General features: G+C 44.0%; 27 protein-coding genes. 1 reads left to right on the forward strand and 26 read right to left on the reverse strand.

Features of this window, described 5'->3' with window-relative positions; all coding sequences use genetic code 11:
- Positions 1-39 precede the first annotated feature (39 nt).
- Positions 40-1,233, forward strand: a complete 1,194-nt coding sequence (locus GFS24_RS13855; protein ID WP_153660143.1) for a pyridoxal phosphate-dependent aminotransferase — start codon at positions 40-42, stop codon at positions 1,231-1,233.
- Between the two features lie 757 nt (positions 1,234-1,990).
- Here GFS24_RS13855 and carA read toward each other — a convergent pair.
- From carA to rpsC, 26 genes are all read right to left on the reverse strand, one after another.
- A complete protein-coding gene (gene carA, locus GFS24_RS13860; RefSeq protein ID WP_153660144.1) occupies positions 1,991-3,103 on the reverse strand; it encodes a glutamine-hydrolyzing carbamoyl-phosphate synthase small subunit in 1,113 nt (370 codons plus the stop codon).
- Positions 3,104-3,200: 97 nt separating this feature from the next.
- Positions 3,201-4,007, reverse strand: coding sequence for a hypothetical protein (locus GFS24_RS13865; protein ID WP_153660145.1), 807 nt, complete (start codon positions 4,005-4,007; stop codon positions 3,201-3,203).
- Positions 4,008-4,045: 38 nt separating this feature from the next.
- A complete protein-coding gene (locus GFS24_RS13870) occupies positions 4,046-4,603 on the reverse strand; it encodes a hypothetical protein (RefSeq protein WP_153660146.1) in 558 nt (185 codons plus the stop codon).
- An 88-nt stretch (positions 4,604-4,691) separates the two neighbouring features.
- On the reverse strand, positions 4,692-5,174 hold the full coding sequence (gene rplQ / locus GFS24_RS13875) for a 50S ribosomal protein L17 (protein ID WP_153660147.1): 483 nt from the start codon (positions 5,172-5,174) through the stop codon (positions 4,692-4,694).
- A 110-nt stretch (positions 5,175-5,284) separates the two neighbouring features.
- Entirely contained in the window at positions 5,285-6,280 is a 996-nt protein-coding gene (locus tag GFS24_RS13880; protein ID WP_074240005.1) for a DNA-directed RNA polymerase subunit alpha, read from the reverse strand.
- 69 nt (positions 6,281-6,349) lie between these two features.
- The gene (rpsD, locus tag GFS24_RS13885) at positions 6,350-6,955 is read right to left on the reverse strand and encodes a 30S ribosomal protein S4 (protein WP_153660148.1); all 606 of its coding nucleotides are present in this window, start codon (positions 6,953-6,955) and stop codon (positions 6,350-6,352) included.
- A gap of 167 nt (positions 6,956-7,122) precedes the next feature.
- The gene (gene rpsK / locus GFS24_RS13890; protein ID WP_119078771.1) at positions 7,123-7,521 is read right to left on the reverse strand and encodes a 30S ribosomal protein S11; all 399 of its coding nucleotides are present in this window, start codon (positions 7,519-7,521) and stop codon (positions 7,123-7,125) included.
- 108 nt (positions 7,522-7,629) lie between these two features.
- Positions 7,630-8,010 (reverse strand): 30S ribosomal protein S13, encoded by a 381-nt coding sequence (gene rpsM, locus GFS24_RS13895; RefSeq protein WP_153660149.1) that lies wholly within the window; start codon positions 8,008-8,010, stop codon positions 7,630-7,632.
- A gap of 46 nt (positions 8,011-8,056) precedes the next feature.
- Positions 8,057-8,173, reverse strand: coding sequence for a 50S ribosomal protein L36 (rpmJ, locus tag GFS24_RS13900; RefSeq protein WP_074240009.1), 117 nt, complete (start codon positions 8,171-8,173; stop codon positions 8,057-8,059).
- Positions 8,174-8,203: 30 nt separating this feature from the next.
- On the reverse strand, positions 8,204-8,422 hold the full coding sequence (infA, locus tag GFS24_RS13905; RefSeq protein ID WP_012789309.1) for a translation initiation factor IF-1: 219 nt from the start codon (positions 8,420-8,422) through the stop codon (positions 8,204-8,206).
- A 270-nt stretch (positions 8,423-8,692) separates the two neighbouring features.
- Complete coding sequence (gene map / locus GFS24_RS13910; protein ID WP_153660150.1) at positions 8,693-9,499, reverse strand: type I methionyl aminopeptidase; 807 nt, start codon at positions 9,497-9,499, stop codon at positions 8,693-8,695.
- 150 nt (positions 9,500-9,649) lie between these two features.
- A complete protein-coding gene (secY, locus tag GFS24_RS13915) occupies positions 9,650-10,993 on the reverse strand; it encodes a preprotein translocase subunit SecY (protein WP_371730674.1) in 1,344 nt (447 codons plus the stop codon).
- A gap of 79 nt (positions 10,994-11,072) precedes the next feature.
- Positions 11,073-11,519 (reverse strand): 50S ribosomal protein L15, encoded by a 447-nt coding sequence (gene rplO / locus GFS24_RS13920; protein ID WP_153660151.1) that lies wholly within the window; start codon positions 11,517-11,519, stop codon positions 11,073-11,075.
- Positions 11,520-11,607: 88 nt separating this feature from the next.
- Positions 11,608-11,793 (reverse strand): 50S ribosomal protein L30, encoded by a 186-nt coding sequence (rpmD, locus tag GFS24_RS13925; RefSeq protein ID WP_074240013.1) that lies wholly within the window; start codon positions 11,791-11,793, stop codon positions 11,608-11,610.
- A 33-nt stretch (positions 11,794-11,826) separates the two neighbouring features.
- Complete coding sequence (rpsE, locus tag GFS24_RS13930; protein WP_153660152.1) at positions 11,827-12,345, reverse strand: 30S ribosomal protein S5; 519 nt, start codon at positions 12,343-12,345, stop codon at positions 11,827-11,829.
- A 59-nt stretch (positions 12,346-12,404) separates the two neighbouring features.
- Positions 12,405-12,758 (reverse strand): 50S ribosomal protein L18, encoded by a 354-nt coding sequence (gene rplR, locus GFS24_RS13935; RefSeq protein ID WP_153660153.1) that lies wholly within the window; start codon positions 12,756-12,758, stop codon positions 12,405-12,407.
- A gap of 96 nt (positions 12,759-12,854) precedes the next feature.
- On the reverse strand, positions 12,855-13,409 hold the full coding sequence (gene rplF / locus GFS24_RS13940; RefSeq protein ID WP_153660154.1) for a 50S ribosomal protein L6: 555 nt from the start codon (positions 13,407-13,409) through the stop codon (positions 12,855-12,857).
- A 118-nt stretch (positions 13,410-13,527) separates the two neighbouring features.
- Positions 13,528-13,926: a 30S ribosomal protein S8 gene (rpsH, locus tag GFS24_RS13945; protein WP_153660155.1), complete on the reverse strand. Its 399-nt coding sequence runs from the start codon at positions 13,924-13,926 to the stop codon at positions 13,528-13,530.
- Positions 13,927-14,015: 89 nt separating this feature from the next.
- Complete coding sequence (gene rpsN, locus GFS24_RS13950) at positions 14,016-14,285, reverse strand: 30S ribosomal protein S14 (RefSeq protein ID WP_153660156.1); 270 nt, start codon at positions 14,283-14,285, stop codon at positions 14,016-14,018.
- Positions 14,286-14,307: 22 nt separating this feature from the next.
- Positions 14,308-14,880: a 50S ribosomal protein L5 gene (rplE, locus tag GFS24_RS13955; protein WP_153660157.1), complete on the reverse strand. Its 573-nt coding sequence runs from the start codon at positions 14,878-14,880 to the stop codon at positions 14,308-14,310.
- The gene (gene rplX, locus GFS24_RS13960; protein WP_153660158.1) at positions 14,880-15,218 is read right to left on the reverse strand and encodes a 50S ribosomal protein L24; all 339 of its coding nucleotides are present in this window, start codon (positions 15,216-15,218) and stop codon (positions 14,880-14,882) included. Before rplX ends, rplE begins: the two co-directional genes overlap by 1 nt.
- A gap of 196 nt (positions 15,219-15,414) precedes the next feature.
- Entirely contained in the window at positions 15,415-15,783 is a 369-nt protein-coding gene (rplN, locus tag GFS24_RS13965) for a 50S ribosomal protein L14 (RefSeq protein WP_074240021.1), read from the reverse strand.
- A gap of 74 nt (positions 15,784-15,857) precedes the next feature.
- Entirely contained in the window at positions 15,858-16,118 is a 261-nt protein-coding gene (rpsQ, locus tag GFS24_RS13970) for a 30S ribosomal protein S17 (protein ID WP_153660159.1), read from the reverse strand.
- Positions 16,119-16,231: 113 nt separating this feature from the next.
- Positions 16,232-16,432: a 50S ribosomal protein L29 gene (gene rpmC, locus GFS24_RS13975; RefSeq protein WP_153660160.1), complete on the reverse strand. Its 201-nt coding sequence runs from the start codon at positions 16,430-16,432 to the stop codon at positions 16,232-16,234.
- A gap of 63 nt (positions 16,433-16,495) precedes the next feature.
- Positions 16,496-16,915, reverse strand: coding sequence for a 50S ribosomal protein L16 (rplP, locus tag GFS24_RS13980; RefSeq protein ID WP_153660161.1), 420 nt, complete (start codon positions 16,913-16,915; stop codon positions 16,496-16,498).
- A gap of 50 nt (positions 16,916-16,965) precedes the next feature.
- Positions 16,966-17,778: a 30S ribosomal protein S3 gene (gene rpsC, locus GFS24_RS13985; protein ID WP_153660162.1), complete on the reverse strand. Its 813-nt coding sequence runs from the start codon at positions 17,776-17,778 to the stop codon at positions 16,966-16,968.
- Between the last annotated feature and the right edge of the window lie 43 nt (positions 17,779-17,821).

Consider the following 17,821-nt stretch of genomic DNA (forward strand, 5'->3'; position numbering starts at 1 on the left):
TCCATTACAATACCTTTGCAACGCTAAATAATACACCAAATGCCTAATATCAGTCAGCGTGGCCAGACCATGCCACCCTCTCCCATTCGCAAGCTGGTTCCCTTTGCAGAAGCCGCTAAGAAAAAAGGGGTTACCGTTTACCATCTCAACATTGGCCAACCGGATATTGAAACGCCTCAGCCAGTGCTGGATGCGGTAAGACATTCTACTTTTAAGATACTGGACTACAGCCATAGCGCGGGTAACGAAAGCTACCGCCGCAAGCTGATCAGTTATTATAAGAAATTTGACATCACCGTAGACCATACGGAGATCATTGTAACCACTGGTGGTTCAGAAGCTATCCTGTTTGGTTTTATGGCCTGCCTGGATCCGGGAGACGAAGTAATTGTACCGGAACCTTTTTATGCCAACTATAATGGGTTTGCCACAGAAGCGAACATCGCCATCGTTCCGGTGACCTCCTCTATTGATACCGGTTTTGCTTTGCCTCCGATCGCTGATTTCGAAAAAAAGATCACGCCAAAAACAAAGGCTATCCTTATCTGTAACCCAAACAACCCTACCGGTTATTTATATAGCCGTGCAGAGATGGAAGTATTAAAACAGATCTGCCTTAAACATAATCTCTTCCTTTTCTCCGATGAGGCTTACAGGGAATTCTGTTACGACGGGGAAAACATCTCTGCACTGAATCTTACAGGGTTGGATAATCATGTAGTGGTGTTTGATACTATATCCAAACGATACAGTGCCTGTGGTGCACGTATTGGGGCAGTAGTTACCCATAACAGAACGATCCTGGATTCCGTGATGAAGTTTGCACAAGCCCGCCTTAGCCCACCCAGTTTCGCTCAAATTGCCGCAGAAGCTGCAGTAGACCTTCCTGACAACTATTTCGACGGGATCAAGGCTGAATATCAAAGCCGCCGCGATGTGCTCGTATCCTTGCTGAATAAGATCCCTGGCGTATTCTGCCCTAATCCGGGCGGAGCATTCTATGCTATGGCGCGTTTGCCTATTGATGATGCAGATAAGTTCTGCCAGTGGCTGCTGGAGTCCTTTTCATATGAAGAGCAAACAGTTATGCTGTCTCCGGCTACCGGTTTTTATGCTACACCGGGGCTTGGAAAGCAGGAAGTACGCTTAGCTTATGTAATAAATCAGGAATCTATCACAAAAGCGATGAAAACGCTGGAAAAAGCACTGGAAATTTATCCCGGGAGGATTTGAATCTTGCCAGCAACCGGTTAAAAACCCAGAAGTTCATGTTAAAAAAACATTATTCTTCTGAAACATGACAAAAATCATGTTTCCAAAAAGGGAGGCTGGAATGCCTATAAATACTGGATATTTACATTACAATAAATTCTATATATGCTTTTTCAGTAAAAACAACCGATTTTTTCAACATTGTTGTTTTGAAATATGATTTTATTGCCTACTTTTACTGTGTAATCAGGACGCAAAGGATGAGAAGTTGAATAGCTAAAAATTAAATGTATGGTACACAAAATTCTAAACCTACTTAGCAAAAATTTAACTTGTATAATTTTGACAAATGGGAAAATGGCGCGACCTTTGCATTATCAACACTATGTAAAAAAACGGCGACAAACTAAAACGTTTTAGCTAATCAACATATTTTTGTATCAGTTTTTCATAACGTGGAATTTATAAAGGCAAACGGCTCTGTTCACAGAGCCGTATTTTTTTTCCCCTAATATCAAGAATTATCTTTTTCCAACCGATTGCAATTTAAAATCCTCGATTTCAAGGAAATTTCCGTCATAATAGCAGGGTGTTCATTCCAATTTTTTCATATTATTGTCATGTAATGAAAAGACAAGGTGGGTATTGTGCTTAACCGCATAGTACCTTTCGCTAGTTTTCATAACGTGGAATTTTAAAATGCAAAGGTCCCGATTCCTCGGGACCTTTCCTTTTAATAAAGTCAATGAAATGGGGTTTCCCCCATTCCATTTTATTTCTACATATTCGACTTGATCATTGTAAAGAAGTCATCAAACAAATAGCGGGAATCGTGCGGACCAGGAGTTGATTCCGGATGGTATTGCACTGAAAACGCAGGTTTGTTCTTAATACGGATCCCTTCCACAGAATTATCGTTCAGGTTTACGTGGGTAATTTCCACATTTTCAGAAGCTGCCACAGCCTTTGCGTCTATAGCAAAACCATGGTTCTGGGTGGTGATCTCGCATTTACCGGTCAGCAGGTTCTTCACCGGATGGTTCAGTCCGCGGTGACCGTGATGCATTTTATAAGTAGGAATGCCATTAGCCATCGCCAGTAACTGGTGACCCAGGCAAATTCCAAAGAGTGGACGTTCTGCAGCCAATACCTGTTTGATCGTATCTACTGCATAAGTAAGCGGAGCCGGATCGCCGGGACCGTTGGAAATGAAGTAAGCGTGTGGTTTAAAAGTTTCACATTCTGCAAAAGTAGCCTGGGTAGGATGTACTTTCAGGTATGCACCCTTTTCAGAAAGGCATTTCAGCATGTTACGCTTTACACCGTTATCAATTACGGCTATACGGATCTCTGCATTTGGATCGCCGATGAAATAAGGTTCTTTGGTAGAAACTTCTGCACACAACGCCAGACCCTCCATAGATGGAACTTTGGAAAGTTTTGCTTTCAATTCCGCTTCGTCCAATATTTCAGAAGAGATGATGCAGTTCATAGCGCCTTTGCTGCGAATATGCGAAACAAGTGCGCGTGTATCCACTTCATGAATAGCTACAAGATTATTTTCTTCGAGGAACTGAGCGAGCGAAGTATCCGCCATTTTGCGGGAGAAATTATGGGCGATGTTCTTACAGATCAGCCCGCTGATCTTCACACTGCTGCTCTCTACATCTTCATTCTTGGTACCATAGTTACCTACGTAACAATTGTTCATGATCAGCACCTGTCCTTTATAAGAAGGATCTGTGAACACTTCCTGGTAACCCGTCATCCCTGTATTAAAACAAAGTTCTCCGGAAGCTGTTCCAACTTTTCCGAAAGCTTTACCATGGAAAACGGTGCCATCTTCTAATAACAGCATGGCCGGCTGTGATGATCTGGTAGTCTGCGGCATTTCTTCTTACCCTTTCTTTTTTATGTTCCCTGGAAGGAACGGTTAAAACTGTGCAAAGTTAGGGCATGATTTTGAATTTTGGACAGGTTATTTAAGATCAATTCAATCTTGCTGATCCCATCACCTTTTCCGCTATCTTTTTTCCTGTTTCATCATTTCCGCGATGAGCCACCAGCAGCTGTACCCGGGTACCACCTTTTACTACTATCAGGCTATTAAATTCTATTGGTGAGGATTGTTTGTAAATGTAACTACCATGTTGCAGTATGGCCTGCTGGCCCATTATCACAACGTTTTTTTCCACATAAGTGAATTGTGAGATGCCCTCTCCCCTGCTCAGCTGGTTGGCAGCCTCTTTAGATGCCAGTTCAAGACCAATATAGTTATTAGCCAGGTACACCACCTCGTCCATCCTGATCACCAGGCCTTCTCCGGTACTTCCCCCTTTAAAGGCTTTCAGGCGTATATTGGGCTCATCCTTAACAGATACCGGCGATAAGGATAAAGGTGTCTGCAATTGAAGGATATTCCCTCTGAACGTGCGCCAATTCTCTGTATTTAACATGGCAACCGGAACAACGGGTTCCTGGAACAGTTTAACCAATGTTGGCCCGTAATAGGCCCCCACCGTACTACAGGCGATCAATACCACAACGGTGGTGATCAGCGCAGCCTTCTTCCGCAGGTCAAATCCCTGGCGGTTGCGCTTCTTCATGATCGCTTCGTACCTGGCTTCGGGCACGCCTACCTCTATTTCGTATGCTGCAAACGTACTATTAGGGTGTTGCAGCTTCCAGTCTGCATAATTTGAAGAGAATTTTTTGCCGCAATGGTCACAGAAAGTGATGTATTCGGATTTTAATGCGCTATGCTCTGCGCAATAACCGCACTTCAGGTAGTACATAGGATATAGGTTTTCTACATATCAAATATAGTAAATATTTAATTTGTTTTAACCTTTATAGAACGAATTACTTTATCCGCACACTCTTCCTGGCCTTCTTTGGACCTGTCATAAATGACCATTACGGAGAAGGTAGCTATTCCGTTCTTTATTACTTCCGCCAAAAAGCCCCGCTGTATAGTGTTTTGGGAATTATAGCTGCCTTTCAGCAGGATGGCAGGGTAGCCTGAAACGATCGTTGAATCTTGTGTGAAATTAAAGTCTGAGACGTCCCCATTTTGCTTTAGGTGGCGGATCCCGCTTCTTGCAGCCACCTCCAGTGGGATATTCACGTAGTCCTTATACTTTACCTCATTTAACAGGATCACGAAATTATCATCCATTGAGCCCGAATAAAAGATGAGTGATTCCATCTTTTCCTTTGCGTCCGCAGGGAGCGGCAGGTTTGTGCTCACCAATGTGACCGGTGTTTGAATTTCCAGCAAACCTCCTGGCGCACTAAAGGAGTTAAATTCATTCTTTGCAGGCTGGCAGCCATAAGTACAGAAAGCGCTGGTACTGATAATAGCATAGGTAATTGCATGTTTTGCATTCATAACGGGGTAGTTAGGTTAGGGACTATATCAAATAAAAAAAGGGACAAAGCAAAAGCTTTGTCCCTCTAATATATTCAGTTCTTTAGAACTATTCAGCGGCTTTTTCTTCAGCAGCAGGAGCAGCAGCATCATCTGCTTTCTTCTTGGCACCACCAGCACGACGGGTTTTCTTAGCAGGTGCTTTGTCAGCTTCTGCAGTTTTACCGTAGATCTCGTTGAAGTCAACCAGTTCGATCATTGCTACTTCAGCATTGTCACCATGACGTTTGCCAAGCTTGATGATACGGGTATAACCACCTGGACGGGTAGCGATCTTTTCGCTGATGGTTCCGAACAATTCTTTGATAGCTTCTTTATCCTGCAAATAGCTAAATACAACACGACGGTTGTGTGTATCGTCTGATTTACCACGTGTTAACAATGGTTCGATATACACGCGCAGCGCTTTTGCTTTTGCCAATGTAGTTTGAATACGTTTGTGGCTGATCAGCTCGCAAGCGAGGTTACTCATCAGACTCTTACGGTGAGCAGCAGTGCGGCTCAGCTTATTTAATTTTACTCCGTGACGCATGACATGTTTGTTTTGTGTTCCCTTGCACCGTGTCAGGATTTACAAGGTACTTGTTATAAATACAAATCACGGATGCTTTACAGCGATCCGTGATTTGTGCTATTAATATTCTATTCTTCGTCCAGTTTCAGTTTGGACAGGTCCATACCGAAGTGAAGACCTCTTTCGCCGAGTACTTGCTCGATCTCGCTGAGTGATTTTTGACCGAAGTTCCTGAATTTCATAAGTTCCTCCTGCTCGTATTGAACGAGTTCGCTCAGGGAGTTGATCTTTGCAGCTTTCAGGCAGTTGAATGCACGAACGCTCAGGTCCAGATCTTCCAGCGGAGTTTTCAGGATCTTGCGGAGTTGCAGTGTTTGCTCGTCTACAACATCTTCTTTCTCGGTGTCCTTTGTATCAAAGCTGATATTTTCATCAGTGATGATCATCAGGTGTTGGATCAGGATGCGGGAAGCTTGTTTAACAGCTTCTTCCGGATGTATAGTACCGTCCGTGTGAACTTCCATGATCAACTTCTCATAGTCGGTCTTTTGTTCCACCCGGGTGTTCTCGATGCTATACTTTACGTTCTTGATGGGCGTAAATACGGAATCGATGGCGATGTATCCGAAGATTGCATCTTTGGGTCTGTTCTCTTCAGCAGGAACGTAACCGCGACCTTTACCGATCGTCAGTTCAATATCCAGCTTAGCGGAAGGATCCAGGGTGCAAATCAGCAGTTCAGGGTTCATGATCTGGAAAGAGTTGGTTGCTTTCTCGATCATATCTGCACGAAACTCAGTTTTACCTTTAATGGAGATCTGAATTTTCTCGCTGCCTACCTCATTCTCAACGATCTTCTTGAAACGTACTTGTTTCAGGTTGAGGATGATCTCGGTAACGTCTTCAGTGATCCCTTTCAGGGTAGCAAACTCGTGATCGGCGCCTTCAATCTTTATTCCCACAATGGCATAGCCCTCCAATGAAGACAACAGTACACGGCGGAGCGCGTTACCAACTGTCACACCATAACCTGGTTCTAATGGACGGAATTCGAATTGAGCTTCAAAGTCCGTGGACTTCTGCAAAACGATCTTGTCAGGCTTTTGGAAATTAAGAATTGCCATTGATATGCTTGATTTATGAGTTTAACTTATGTTACACGGCCATAGCCACCGGTAGGTGGCTATAACATATTACTTAGAGTACAATTCTACGATCAGTTGTTCCTTGATGTTCTCAGGAACGCTTTCTCTCTCAGGATATGCAATGAAAATACCTTTCATGTCTTTTTCATTCCAATCCAGCCAGCTGAACTTTGGATTCTTTCCGCGGATGTTGCTGGTGAGTGAAGTGTTACCGGCTGTTTTATTCTTCAGACCGATCACATCTCCTGGTTTCAATTGTAAAGAAGGAACGTTCACTACTGCTCCGTTCACTGTGATGTGCTTATGCGCAACAAGCTGACGGGCTGCAGGACGGGAAGGTGCGATACCAAGACGGAAAACTGCGTTATCTAAACGAGCTTCCAGTAACTTGATCAGGATTTCACCGGTAACGCCTTTTCTGCGGGTAGCTTCTTCGAACAGGTTACGGAACTGGCGCTCTAATACACCATAAGTGTATTTAGCTTTTTGTTTCTCTCTCAGCTGCAAAGCATATTCGCCCAGTTGTTTACGTTTGCGTTGTGCACCGTGCTGACCGGGAGGATTGCTGTTCTTACCTAAATACTTGCCATTTCCTAAAATGGGCTCGCCAAAAATCCTGGAGATCTTGGTCTTGGGTCCTGTGTACCTTGCCATGTTGTTTGGTTCAGATTTTTAGTTACGGTGTACGCTCATTTAAAAATCTTAAAATTCGATCGCACACCCACTGTTAAAAATAAATATACTAATTATACATTACGAATACGAATTACCTGATACAAATGTTCATTGTAACAGATAATTCGTAAAAATAAATGTCTTTACTATACCCTTCTCTTCTTCGGAGGACGGCAACCGTTGTGCGGAAGCGGCGTCACGTCTTTGATGAGGGTTACCTCGATGCCTGAGTTAGAGATAGCGCGGATAGCACTCTCACGACCTGCACCTGGTCCTTTTACAAATACATCTGCTCTTTTCAAACCTGCGTCAAAAGCGGTTTTTGCAGCATCTGAAGCAGCCAGCTGAGCAGCATAAGGAGTGTTCTTCTTAGAACCCTTAAAGCCCATTTTACCAGCAGAAGACCAGGAGATAACCTGACCTTGCTTGTTAGTGATGCTAACAATGATGTTATTGAAACTAGCGGAGATATGTACATCTCCGAAGTTATCCACCTTTACTACCCTCTTCTTAGCGGCAGCTTTTGTATTAGTTGCTTTTGCCATAATTCGTTAAAATTCCAACTATGAAATTCCAAATCCCTTTTTATATAAAAACCCTTTATGCCGCCAGTTCCCGGATCTGGAAAGAGGGAGACCAGCAAAGAGATCTTACTATTTCTTCGGTGCCTTCTTTTTACCGGCAACGGTTTTACGTTTACCTTTACGGGTACGGCTGTTGGTACGGGTACGTTGACCTCTAACCGGCAGACCCTTCCTGTGACGGAGACCACGGTAGCAGGCGATATCCAGTAAACGTTTGATGTTCATCTGAACTTCAGAACGCAACTGACCTTCTACTTTCAGTTCGTTATTAATGATATTCCGGATGGCGCCTTGCTCATCATCATCCCAGTCTCTCACTTTTTTGTTAAGATCAATGCCTGCTTTCTCCAGGATATACACTGAGGTTGAGTGACCAATACCGAAGATATAAGTCAGACCAATTTCGCCTCTTTTGTTTTTAGGAAGATCAATACCGGCTATACGTGCCATATCAATTGTTTAATTTATAATTCTTATTAATGAATACAGATACTGATTAACCCTGACGTTGTTTAAAACGAGGATTCTTTTTGTTGATCACCAGCAAAACACCTTTGCGGCGAACGATCTTGCAGTCTGCACTTCTTTTTTTGATGGAAGCTCTTACTTTCATGAGTCAAAAGTTATAGTCTAAAGTTATTACCTATTTGTACCTGAAAATTATACGGCCCCTGCTCAAATCGTAAGGACTCATCTCAACGCCCACTTTATCACCGGGCAGGATGCGGATATAGTGCATTCTCATTTTTCCAGAGATGGTGGCTAGAATTTCGTGCCCGTTTTCCAGTTTTACCCGGAACATAGCATTTGATAAGGCTTCTAGAATAATACCATCCTGTTTAATGAGTGCCTGTTTCGCCATAAAAAATTTTAGGAATGCAAAGATACCACAAAAAGTTCTTAAACTGAAAAAATACCGCAAATAATCTTTGGAAAAGCGTCACTGTGTGGAAAACTTTTAACAGGCGTTATTGTGACCGCTAAAACTCACTCAATATCAGGTTATTACAAAGTGTATTATTTTGGAATTCTGATATAGGGATTCATCCCAATCTTCTCAGTTTTCAAAATTAGATGGCAAAGATACACTTTTAAAGTGAACTTCAACGTTCTACGCGCTGCTATCGCTGATTTAATTCAGGTAAGCCGAATTGATGGCAGGATTCTTTTTCTCTGCTGCCTCTATCCCTTCAAAGCTGGATAAAACATCCGGTTTGCCTTTCATAACAGACACGGTATGCTCGTAGTGAACGGATGATTTACGGTCCCTGGTCACCACGGTCCAGCCGTCTTCCAGGTATTCCACATCGCGGGTACCCAGGTTCACCATCGGCTCGATGGCAATCACCAGGCCTTCTTTCAATACCGCTCCACTGCCTCTGCGGCCGTAATTTGGTACCTGAGGGTCCTCATGAAGGTTGCGGCCCAAACCATGCCCTACCAGCTCTCTAACCACCCCGTATCCACGTTCCTTTTCCACATACTCCTGGATGGCATACGCAATGTCCCCTACCCTGTTGCCCACAATGGCTTTTTCTATCCCTTTGTTAAGGGCTGTTTTGGTAGCGGCCATCAGTTTCTGCACATGGGTGGGAATTTCTCCGATGGCAAAGGTATAAGCGCTATCCCCATGAAATCCTTCACTGAATACACCTACATCCACAGAAACAATGTCTCCGTCCTTAATAGTGTACCCGTTGGGGATACCATGTACAACGGCTTCGTTCACGGAAATGCAGCATGTATTGGGAAAACCTTTATAATTCTTGAAGGAGGGCACTGCTCCATGATCCCGGATGAATTGTTCTGCAATGGCATCCACATCCAAAGTACTCATACCGGGTTTGAGCCTGCTGGCAACTTCAGCCAGTGTAGCGCTTACGAGTTGCGCGCTTTTACGGATCAGTTCTATTTCTTCTTTCGTCTTGTAATGGATCATAACGTGCAAAATTATGGAAAATTCTGATTGTTTCCTTATGAACAGCAGAATGGCCGCAGTGGTTCAGGCAGCTGGAAAGTATGACAAAAAAAACACCAGGAATCGGAGACTCCTGGTGCGTTATATCTTTAATTCTTATGATTGTTTTGATCAGGCGTTAGCCGGGCTGGTCCTGCCTTTGATCCTGCCGGAACTCATCAGGCCATCGTAGTGGCGCATAAGCAACTGGCTTTCGATCTGTTGCAGGGTATCCAGGATAACCCCTACCATGATCAGCAGAGAAGTACCACCGAAGAAGGTTGCAAAGGCAGCGTTGATATTTACTGCTGCGGCAATGCCGGGCAGGATACCAACCAATGCCAGGAAGAACGCTCCGGGAAGGGTGATACGGTCCATAACTGCTCCTATATAATCTGCCGTGGCTTTACCAGGTTTAACACCGGGAACAAAACCATTGTTACGCTTCATCTCATCCGCCATTTGGGTTGGATTAAAGATCAGTGCTGTGTAGAAGAAAGTGAACACAATCACCAGTACTGCGTAGATCAGGTTATAATAAGGATTCGTATGATCGCTGAATATGCGGATAAAAGCAGAGGCACCTGCATTATCAGTTGCAAAACCAATAGCGGTAGCCGGGATGAACATGATAGCCTGGGCAAAGATGATGGGCATTACACCGGCAGCATTCACTTTCAAAGGAATGAACTGGCGTACACCTCCGTATTGCTTATTACCAACAATGCGTTTGGCATAGTTCACCGGGATCTTACGGGTACCTTGTACCAGCAGGATAAGGCCCACAGTGATGAGGATGAAAAATGCGATCTCTACCAGGAATATCAGCAGTCCACCACCTGCACCGGTTGTTCTGAGCGACAGCTCTTGCAACAGGGCTTCTGGCAAACGGGCAAGGATCCCGGTCATGATGATGATAGAAGTACCGTTACCAATACCTTTATCTGTGATCTTTTCTCCTAACCACATTACGAACAATGTACCTGCAGTGAGTACTACGGTGGTAGACAACCAGAACATGAAGGATCCATATTCAGGGATCAGTGCGCCACCAGACTGTGTTCTCAGGTAAGCAACATACGCGCTGGCCTGGAAAGCCGTAACAATTACGGTCAGGATACGGGTATATTGATTGATCTTCTTCCTTCCGCTGTCACCTTCCTTTTGTAATTTCTGGAAATAGGGTACTGCAATCGTGAGCAGTTGAATAGCGATAGACGCCGAGATATAGGGCATGATACCCAGGGCAAAGATGGAAGCGCGGGAGAATGATCCACCGGCGAACATATTGAAGAGGCCCAGGATGCCTTTTTGAGACGTCTCAGAGAATTTTGCCAGCTCATTTGGATCGAGACCGGGAAGGGTGATATAGGAACCTACGCGGTACACCAGTACCAGAAGCAGCGTGGTACCAATGCGCTTGCGCAAGTCCTCGATGCTCCAGATGTTCTTTATGGTTTCGATAAATTTCTTCACAGGAAGATAAGAGTTTAATAACGCGTGTAAAATTCGAAAAGACGCACTACTCCGTAGGCGCCTTCTCTATCGTAATTTCTTAAACCAGTTCTATTGATCCACCAGCTGCTTCCACTGCTGTTTTGGCTTTCTCACTGATCGCGTTCACTTTCAGCGTTACTTTGCTTTTCAGTTCCCCTTGTGCGAGTACTTTTACTTTAGCGGTTTTGCTGATGAGGCCGTTCATGTATAAGTTTTCGATGGAGAACTCTTGCAGGCCGTATTTTTCGATGATCACATCCAGATCTCCTAAGTTGAACACTTTGTATTCAGTACGGTTGATCGGAACGAAACCACGTTTAGGTAAACGACGTTGAATTGGCATCTGACCACCTTCGTGACCTCTTTTGCTGGCATAACCAGTATTGGATTGAGCACCTTTGTTACCTTTCGTAGCAGTACCACCTTTACCGGATGCTTCACCACGTCCTAAACGTTTTGATTTATGTACTGCGCCTTGTGCAGGCCTTAAATTCTGTAAATTCATAGCTTTAATTGTTTTACTTACGCGGAAATCAACCGCTCGCTTTTACAATAATAATTCAAAAAAGTAAGAAGCCAATGTAATTGTTACATTATGCGTTTACATTCTCCACCTTTACCAGATGGTTAACGGCACGCACCATGCCCAGCACCTGGGGAGTTGCTTCTACTTCTACAGTGGCATGCATCTTTTTCAGACCAAGCGCCTTGAGGGTCAGCTTTTGTCTTTCCGGACGGTCGATACCACTTTTTACCTGAGTGACTTTAATCTTTGCCATTTTACTTTATATATTTCTAATTAGAAATAATGCTTATCCGTTGAATACTTTCTTCAGGGAAACGCCACGTGTTTTTGCGAATTGCATAGGTTCACGCAGCAGGCCCAGAGCTTTGAAAGTTGCTTTCACCACGTTGTGGGGATTAGCAGAACCCAGGGATTTAGCCAGAACGTCTGTAATACCAGCGCTTTCCAGCACCGCACGCATAGAACCTCCAGCGATCACACCAGTACCATGGGCAGCTGGTTTGATAAATACTTTCGCTGCACCTTCCTTAGCCAATTGGTCGTGAGGAATAGTGCCATGATATACCGGAACTTTGATCAGGTTCTTTTTAGCGTCGTCGATCCCTTTGGTGATGGCTTCCTGCACTTCCTTGGCTTTACCAAGACCGTGGCCTACCACACCGTTCTCGTTACCTACAACAACCAGTGCGGAGAAACTGAAAGTCCGGCCGCCCTTGGTGGTTTTGGTAACCCTGTTGATAGCTACAACCTTTTCTTTCAGCTCAAGATCGCCAGCTTTTACTTTATTGAATGAATTCTTTGCCATTTTTATTTAATAAGAATTACGATATCAGATTGTTTATACACTCTAACTCCATTATGGAATTAGAATTGCAGTCCGCCTTCGCGTGCTCCGTCAGCTACTGCTTTTACACGACCATGGTAGAGGTAGCCACTCCTGTCAAATACGCAGGTTGTGAGTCCCAATGCAGTGGCTTTATTTGCCAGCACAGTGCCCACCAGCTTTGATTTCTCGGATTTGGTACCTTGCTGGGCTTTGATATCCTTATCACGGGAAGAAGCGGATGCCAGGGTAGTGCCATTGGTATCGTCAATCAGCTGCACATAAATATCTGCGTTGCTGCGGTAAACCGCTAAACGAGGAAGTTGTGCAGTTCCGCTGATCTTTTTACGGATCCTGAAGCGGATATTCTGTCTTCTGTCTGTTCTTGTACTCATTACTAAGTGTATTTAAATCCCGATGCTGCCGGGACTATTACTCTTTATTAATTATTAATACTGTTTGCTCTTACCGGTTACGCGGCGTGGCGGTTATTACTTACCGGCAGATTTACCAGCTTTCTTACGTACCTCTTCACCTGTGTAACGAACACCTTTACCTTTGTATGGTTCTGGTTTACGGAGGCTGCGGATCTTAGCGGCAACCTGGCCTAACAGTTGATTGTCTATACCTTCCAGCATGATCTTCGGGTTCTGACCTTTTTCAGTGAGGGTTGCAACCTTCAGTTCAGCAGGTATTTCGAAGACGATGTTGTGAGAATAACCTAAAGATAAGTCCAACAACTGACCCTGGTTCGCAGCTTTATAACCAACACCCACGAGTTCGAGTTGTTTCTTGAATCCTTCTGTTACACCTGTAACCATGTTGGCTACCAGGGAACGGTACAAACCATGCAAAGCACGGTGACGGATCTGGTCTGTAGGACGGGAGATCAGGATCTCACCATCTTTCACTTCCAGTTTGATATCACGGTCCATTTCTCTCTTCAATTCACCTTTTGGACCTTTAACCGTGATCTCATTAGCAGGGGATACAGTTACTGTAACTCCGCTGGCCAATTTAATAGGACTTCTTCCTATACGTGACATAATCAGTCAGTTTAATTGTGTTGTGTAAAATCAGGCAATCCGTGTTCAGCGCCGTATAGTAAGAGCTTAATTGTCAGATATGCCATAAATCCCGCCTTACTCAGGCGGGATAGTTATATTAATAAACGAAGCAAACTACTTCGCCACCTACGTTCTGTACTTTCGCTTCCTTATCGGTCATTACACCTTTGGAAGTGGAGATGATAGCAATACCCAAACCGTTCTTCACGCGTGTGAAACCTTCTGGTTTGGAATACTGGCGCAGACCCGGACGGCTGATCCTTTGCAGGTCAGTGATAGCGGGAACTTTAGTATTCGCATCGTATTTCAATGCTATCTTAATGAGGCCTTGTTTATTGTCCTCTTCGAATTTGTATTTCAGGATATAACCTTTATCATACAAGATTTCGGTAATGCGCTTCTTCAGTTTTGAAGCCGGAATTTCCACGATCCTGTGATTTGCCATCTGGGCGTTGCGGATGCGTGTTAAAAAATCTGCTATTGGATCAGTAACCATTGTTGAATAGTTTACAGTTTGTACAATGCGATATCCAATCGAAAAAGATAGGAATCAAGTTAATCTACAGGTTGATAATTCGAATTGAATTACCAGCTTGCTTTTCTTACACCAGGGATCTTACCTGCCAGTGCCATGTCGCGGAACATGTTACGACACATGCCAAACATACGGATATATCCTTTTGGACGACCGGACAGTTGACATCTGTTGTGCAGGCGAACGGGAGATGCGTTTTTAGGCAGTTTGTCAAGCTCAGCATAATTGCCTTCTGCTTTTAAAGCAGCGCGTTTTTCTGCGAACTTGGCCACCATCACTTCTCTCTTTCTTTGTCTGGCTTTTACGGATTCTTTTGCCATAATTGATTATGAAATATTAATGTTAGTTTTCTTTTCTGATGTTCTTGAAAGGCATACCCATTTCTTTCAACAGTTCGTAAGCTTCTTCGTTGGTTTTGGCAGTGGTCACGAAAGTGATATCCATACCGGTCATACGGGAAACTTTATCGATGTCGATCTCAGGGAAGATGATCTGCTCAGTAACACCCAAGGTATAGTTACCACGGCCGTCAAAAGCTTTTTCGCTGATACCTTTAAAGTCACGAACACGTGGCAGGGATACGGAGATCAGCCTGTCCAGGAACTCGTACATATTTACACCACGTAAAGTAACACGGGCACCAATTGGCATGTGTTTACGCAGTTTAAAGTTGGAGATGTCCTTTTTAGACATAGTAGCAATAGCTTTCTGACCAGCGATACGGGTCATTTCGTCTACTGCAACATCTACCAGTTTCTTATCACCAACCGCACCGTTGATACCCTGGTTCAGGCATATCTTGGTAAGGCGGGGAACCTGCATTACGCTTTTATAGTTAAATTTCTTGTGCAAAGTAGATACTACTTCAGTACGGTATTTAGTTTGCAGCCTGGGTTGATATGATGTGTTTGCCATTATTTGATTACCTCCCCTGATTTTTTAGCGATACGAACTATTTTACCTTCTTTTTCCTGACGAGCTACGCGTGTAGGCGCGCCAGCCTTTGCATCCCATAACATTACATTAGAGATAGCAATAGGAGCTTCTACCTTAACAATACCACCTTTGGTATTTTGGGCAGAAGGTTTAGTGTGTTTAGTGATGATGTTAACGCCTTCCACTAATACGCGGGCTTTGTCAAGAATCACTTCCAACACCTTGCGGGGTTTGGTCCGGTCTTTATCGTCGCCGGTAACTACCACCACCAGGTCGCCTTTCTTAATGTTGAACTTAGGCTTAAATCTAGTTTTCATCTGTTTGTTTATTTATAAACGCCAAGCGGAACACTTGTTCTACTTGATTAATATTTATGTCGTTTTTTAAACGGGCTGCAAAGATATGTAAAGAATTCGGATCTTGAATTACAGTCTTCAGATAAAGGTAATTTTCATATATACCACCTTTATTCTCAAAATCTTTAATTCCAGATCCGAACATATATTCTACTCCTTAAAGCACTTCTGGCGCCAGGGAGATGATCTTCATATATCCTTTATCGCGAAGCTCACGTGCAACCGGACCGAAAATACGGGTACCGCGTGGCTCGTCTGAGTTATTCAGCAATACAACGGCGTTATCATCGAAGCGGATGTAAGAACCATCTTTACGACGGAGTTTCTTCTTTGTTCTTACAATAACAGCTTTGGTTACTGTGCCTTTCTTTACGCCACCACCGGGGATAGCATCTTTTACAGTCACTACAATCTTATCACCCACACCTGCATAATCCTGACCGGAGTTGCCGAGTACGCGGATACAGAGTACTTCTTTAGCACCACTGTTATCAGCTACGTTCAGCCTTGATTCTTGTTGTATCATCGTAATACGTTGTTAATTGTTTTAGCAGAGGCTGCGTATCAGTTGATGACGGGCAGCTTGAAACAAATGAATAATTACTTTACTTTAGCGATCACTTCTACCATGCGCCAGCTTTTGTTTTTGCTCAGCGGACGGGATTCCATGATACGTACTGTATCACCAATGCTGCACTCGTTTTTTTCATCGTGTGCCATGAACTTGGTGGTTTTCTTGATGAACTTACCATAGATCGGGTGTTTCACTTTACGTTCAACTTCCACGGTAACGGTCTTATCCATTTTGTTGCTGGATACCAGTCCGATCCTGGTTTTTCTTACTTTTCTTTCGTCGGTCATTTTGAAAGTTATTTTACTCCGGGCCATTTTTACATGGTAAAGGAGAGTGTTTATTGTTTTTGCTGGTTAATAGCTATCACTATATTCCAACCCACCGTTGGTACTAGTTTGAACTAGAATCCCAACGCTCTTCTGCGCAGTTCAGTTTGGATACGTGCGATGTCTCTTCTGATGAAGCGGATGCTCATCGGATTTTCTATCGGTGTTACCGCGTGGCTGAACGTGACCTTTTTCAAGCGCAACTTTTCCTCAGACAGTTTGTCTTTGAGGTCTTGTTCAGTCAGGCTTTTAAGATCCAGTATTGCTTTTGGCATTTTTTAAAATTTTGTCTGGTTATCAGGTTTGTTTACTTGATCAGGTTGAATACGCTGGTGCAATTAAGCAACATAGTCGCGGCGCACTACGAATTTCACCTTGATCGGCAGTTTCTGTGCGGCCAGTTCCATAGCTTCTTTAGCTACTTGCATGGAAACACCGTCTGCTTCAAACAGGATGCGACCGGGCTTTACTACACATGCCCAATGGTCTGGAGCACCTTTACCTTTACCCATCCTCACTTCCAACGGCTTAGCAGTGATAGGTTTGTCTGGGAAAATACGGATCCACACGTTACCTTCACGCTTCATATGCCTGGTCAGCGCCACCCGTGCAGCTTCTATCTGACGGTCTGTGATCCACTTAGGTTCCAATGCTTTAAGGCCGAATGAACCGAAAGAAAGAGCTGCGCCCCTCTTTGCGTTACCTTTGATGCGGCCTTTGTGCATCTTCCTGTGTTTCGTTCTCTTGGGCTGTAACATCGTTTATGTTGTTAAAAAAGTTTGTTAATTAGTTTCCAACAGCTGTGTGATTATTTGCGGGGACCACGATCTCCACCACCACGGTTTCCACCACCACCGCCACCGCGGTTGTCTCTTCCACCACCACCACCACGATGATCTCCACCACCACGGTTTCCACCGCCCTGATGACCACCACCTACGCGGCTTTCACCATCTTTACCTGAAACAGCGTTCGGGTTCAGATCACGTTTGCCTAATACTTCACCTTTACAGATCCACACTTTGATACCGATCTTACCGTAAACAGTAAGGGCGAATAAAGAAGCGTAGTCGATATCCATACGGAAAGTATGCAGGGGCACGCGGCCTTGTTTCATTTCTTCTGAACGGGCGATCTCAGCACCACCTAAACGACCACCAACTTTCACCTTGATACCTTCTGCACCCATACGGAGAGCGGTAGCAATGGACATTTTGATTGCACGTTTGTAGTTGATGCGGCTTTCGATCTGTTTAGCGATCGTTTCAGCAACGATGGTAGCATCTATCTCCGGACGACGGATCTCCAGAATGTTGATCTGAACATCTTCTTTTCCAGTCAGTTTCTTCAGTTCTTCCTTGATGCGGTCCACTTCGTTACCACCTTTACCTATGATGATACCAGGCTTAGAGGTATGAATGGTGATGATGAGCTTACCGAGTGTTCTTTCGATCACTACGCGTGAAATGCCGCCTTTGTTGATACGTGCATTCAGGTAAGTCCTGATCTTGTTATCCTCGATCAGCTTGGAAGCATAATCTTTTTTGCTTCCATACCAATTAGAGTCCCATCCTCTGATGATACCTAACCTGTTACCAATAGGATTTGTTTTCTGACCCATGTTCTGGTTTTATTTGTCTATGAGTTTTAAATATATTTTTTTC

Origin of the sequence: Chitinophaga sp. SYP-B3965 (genome assembly GCF_009647655.1) — a bacterium.
GTDB lineage: Bacteria > Bacteroidota > Bacteroidia > Chitinophagales > Chitinophagaceae > Chitinophaga.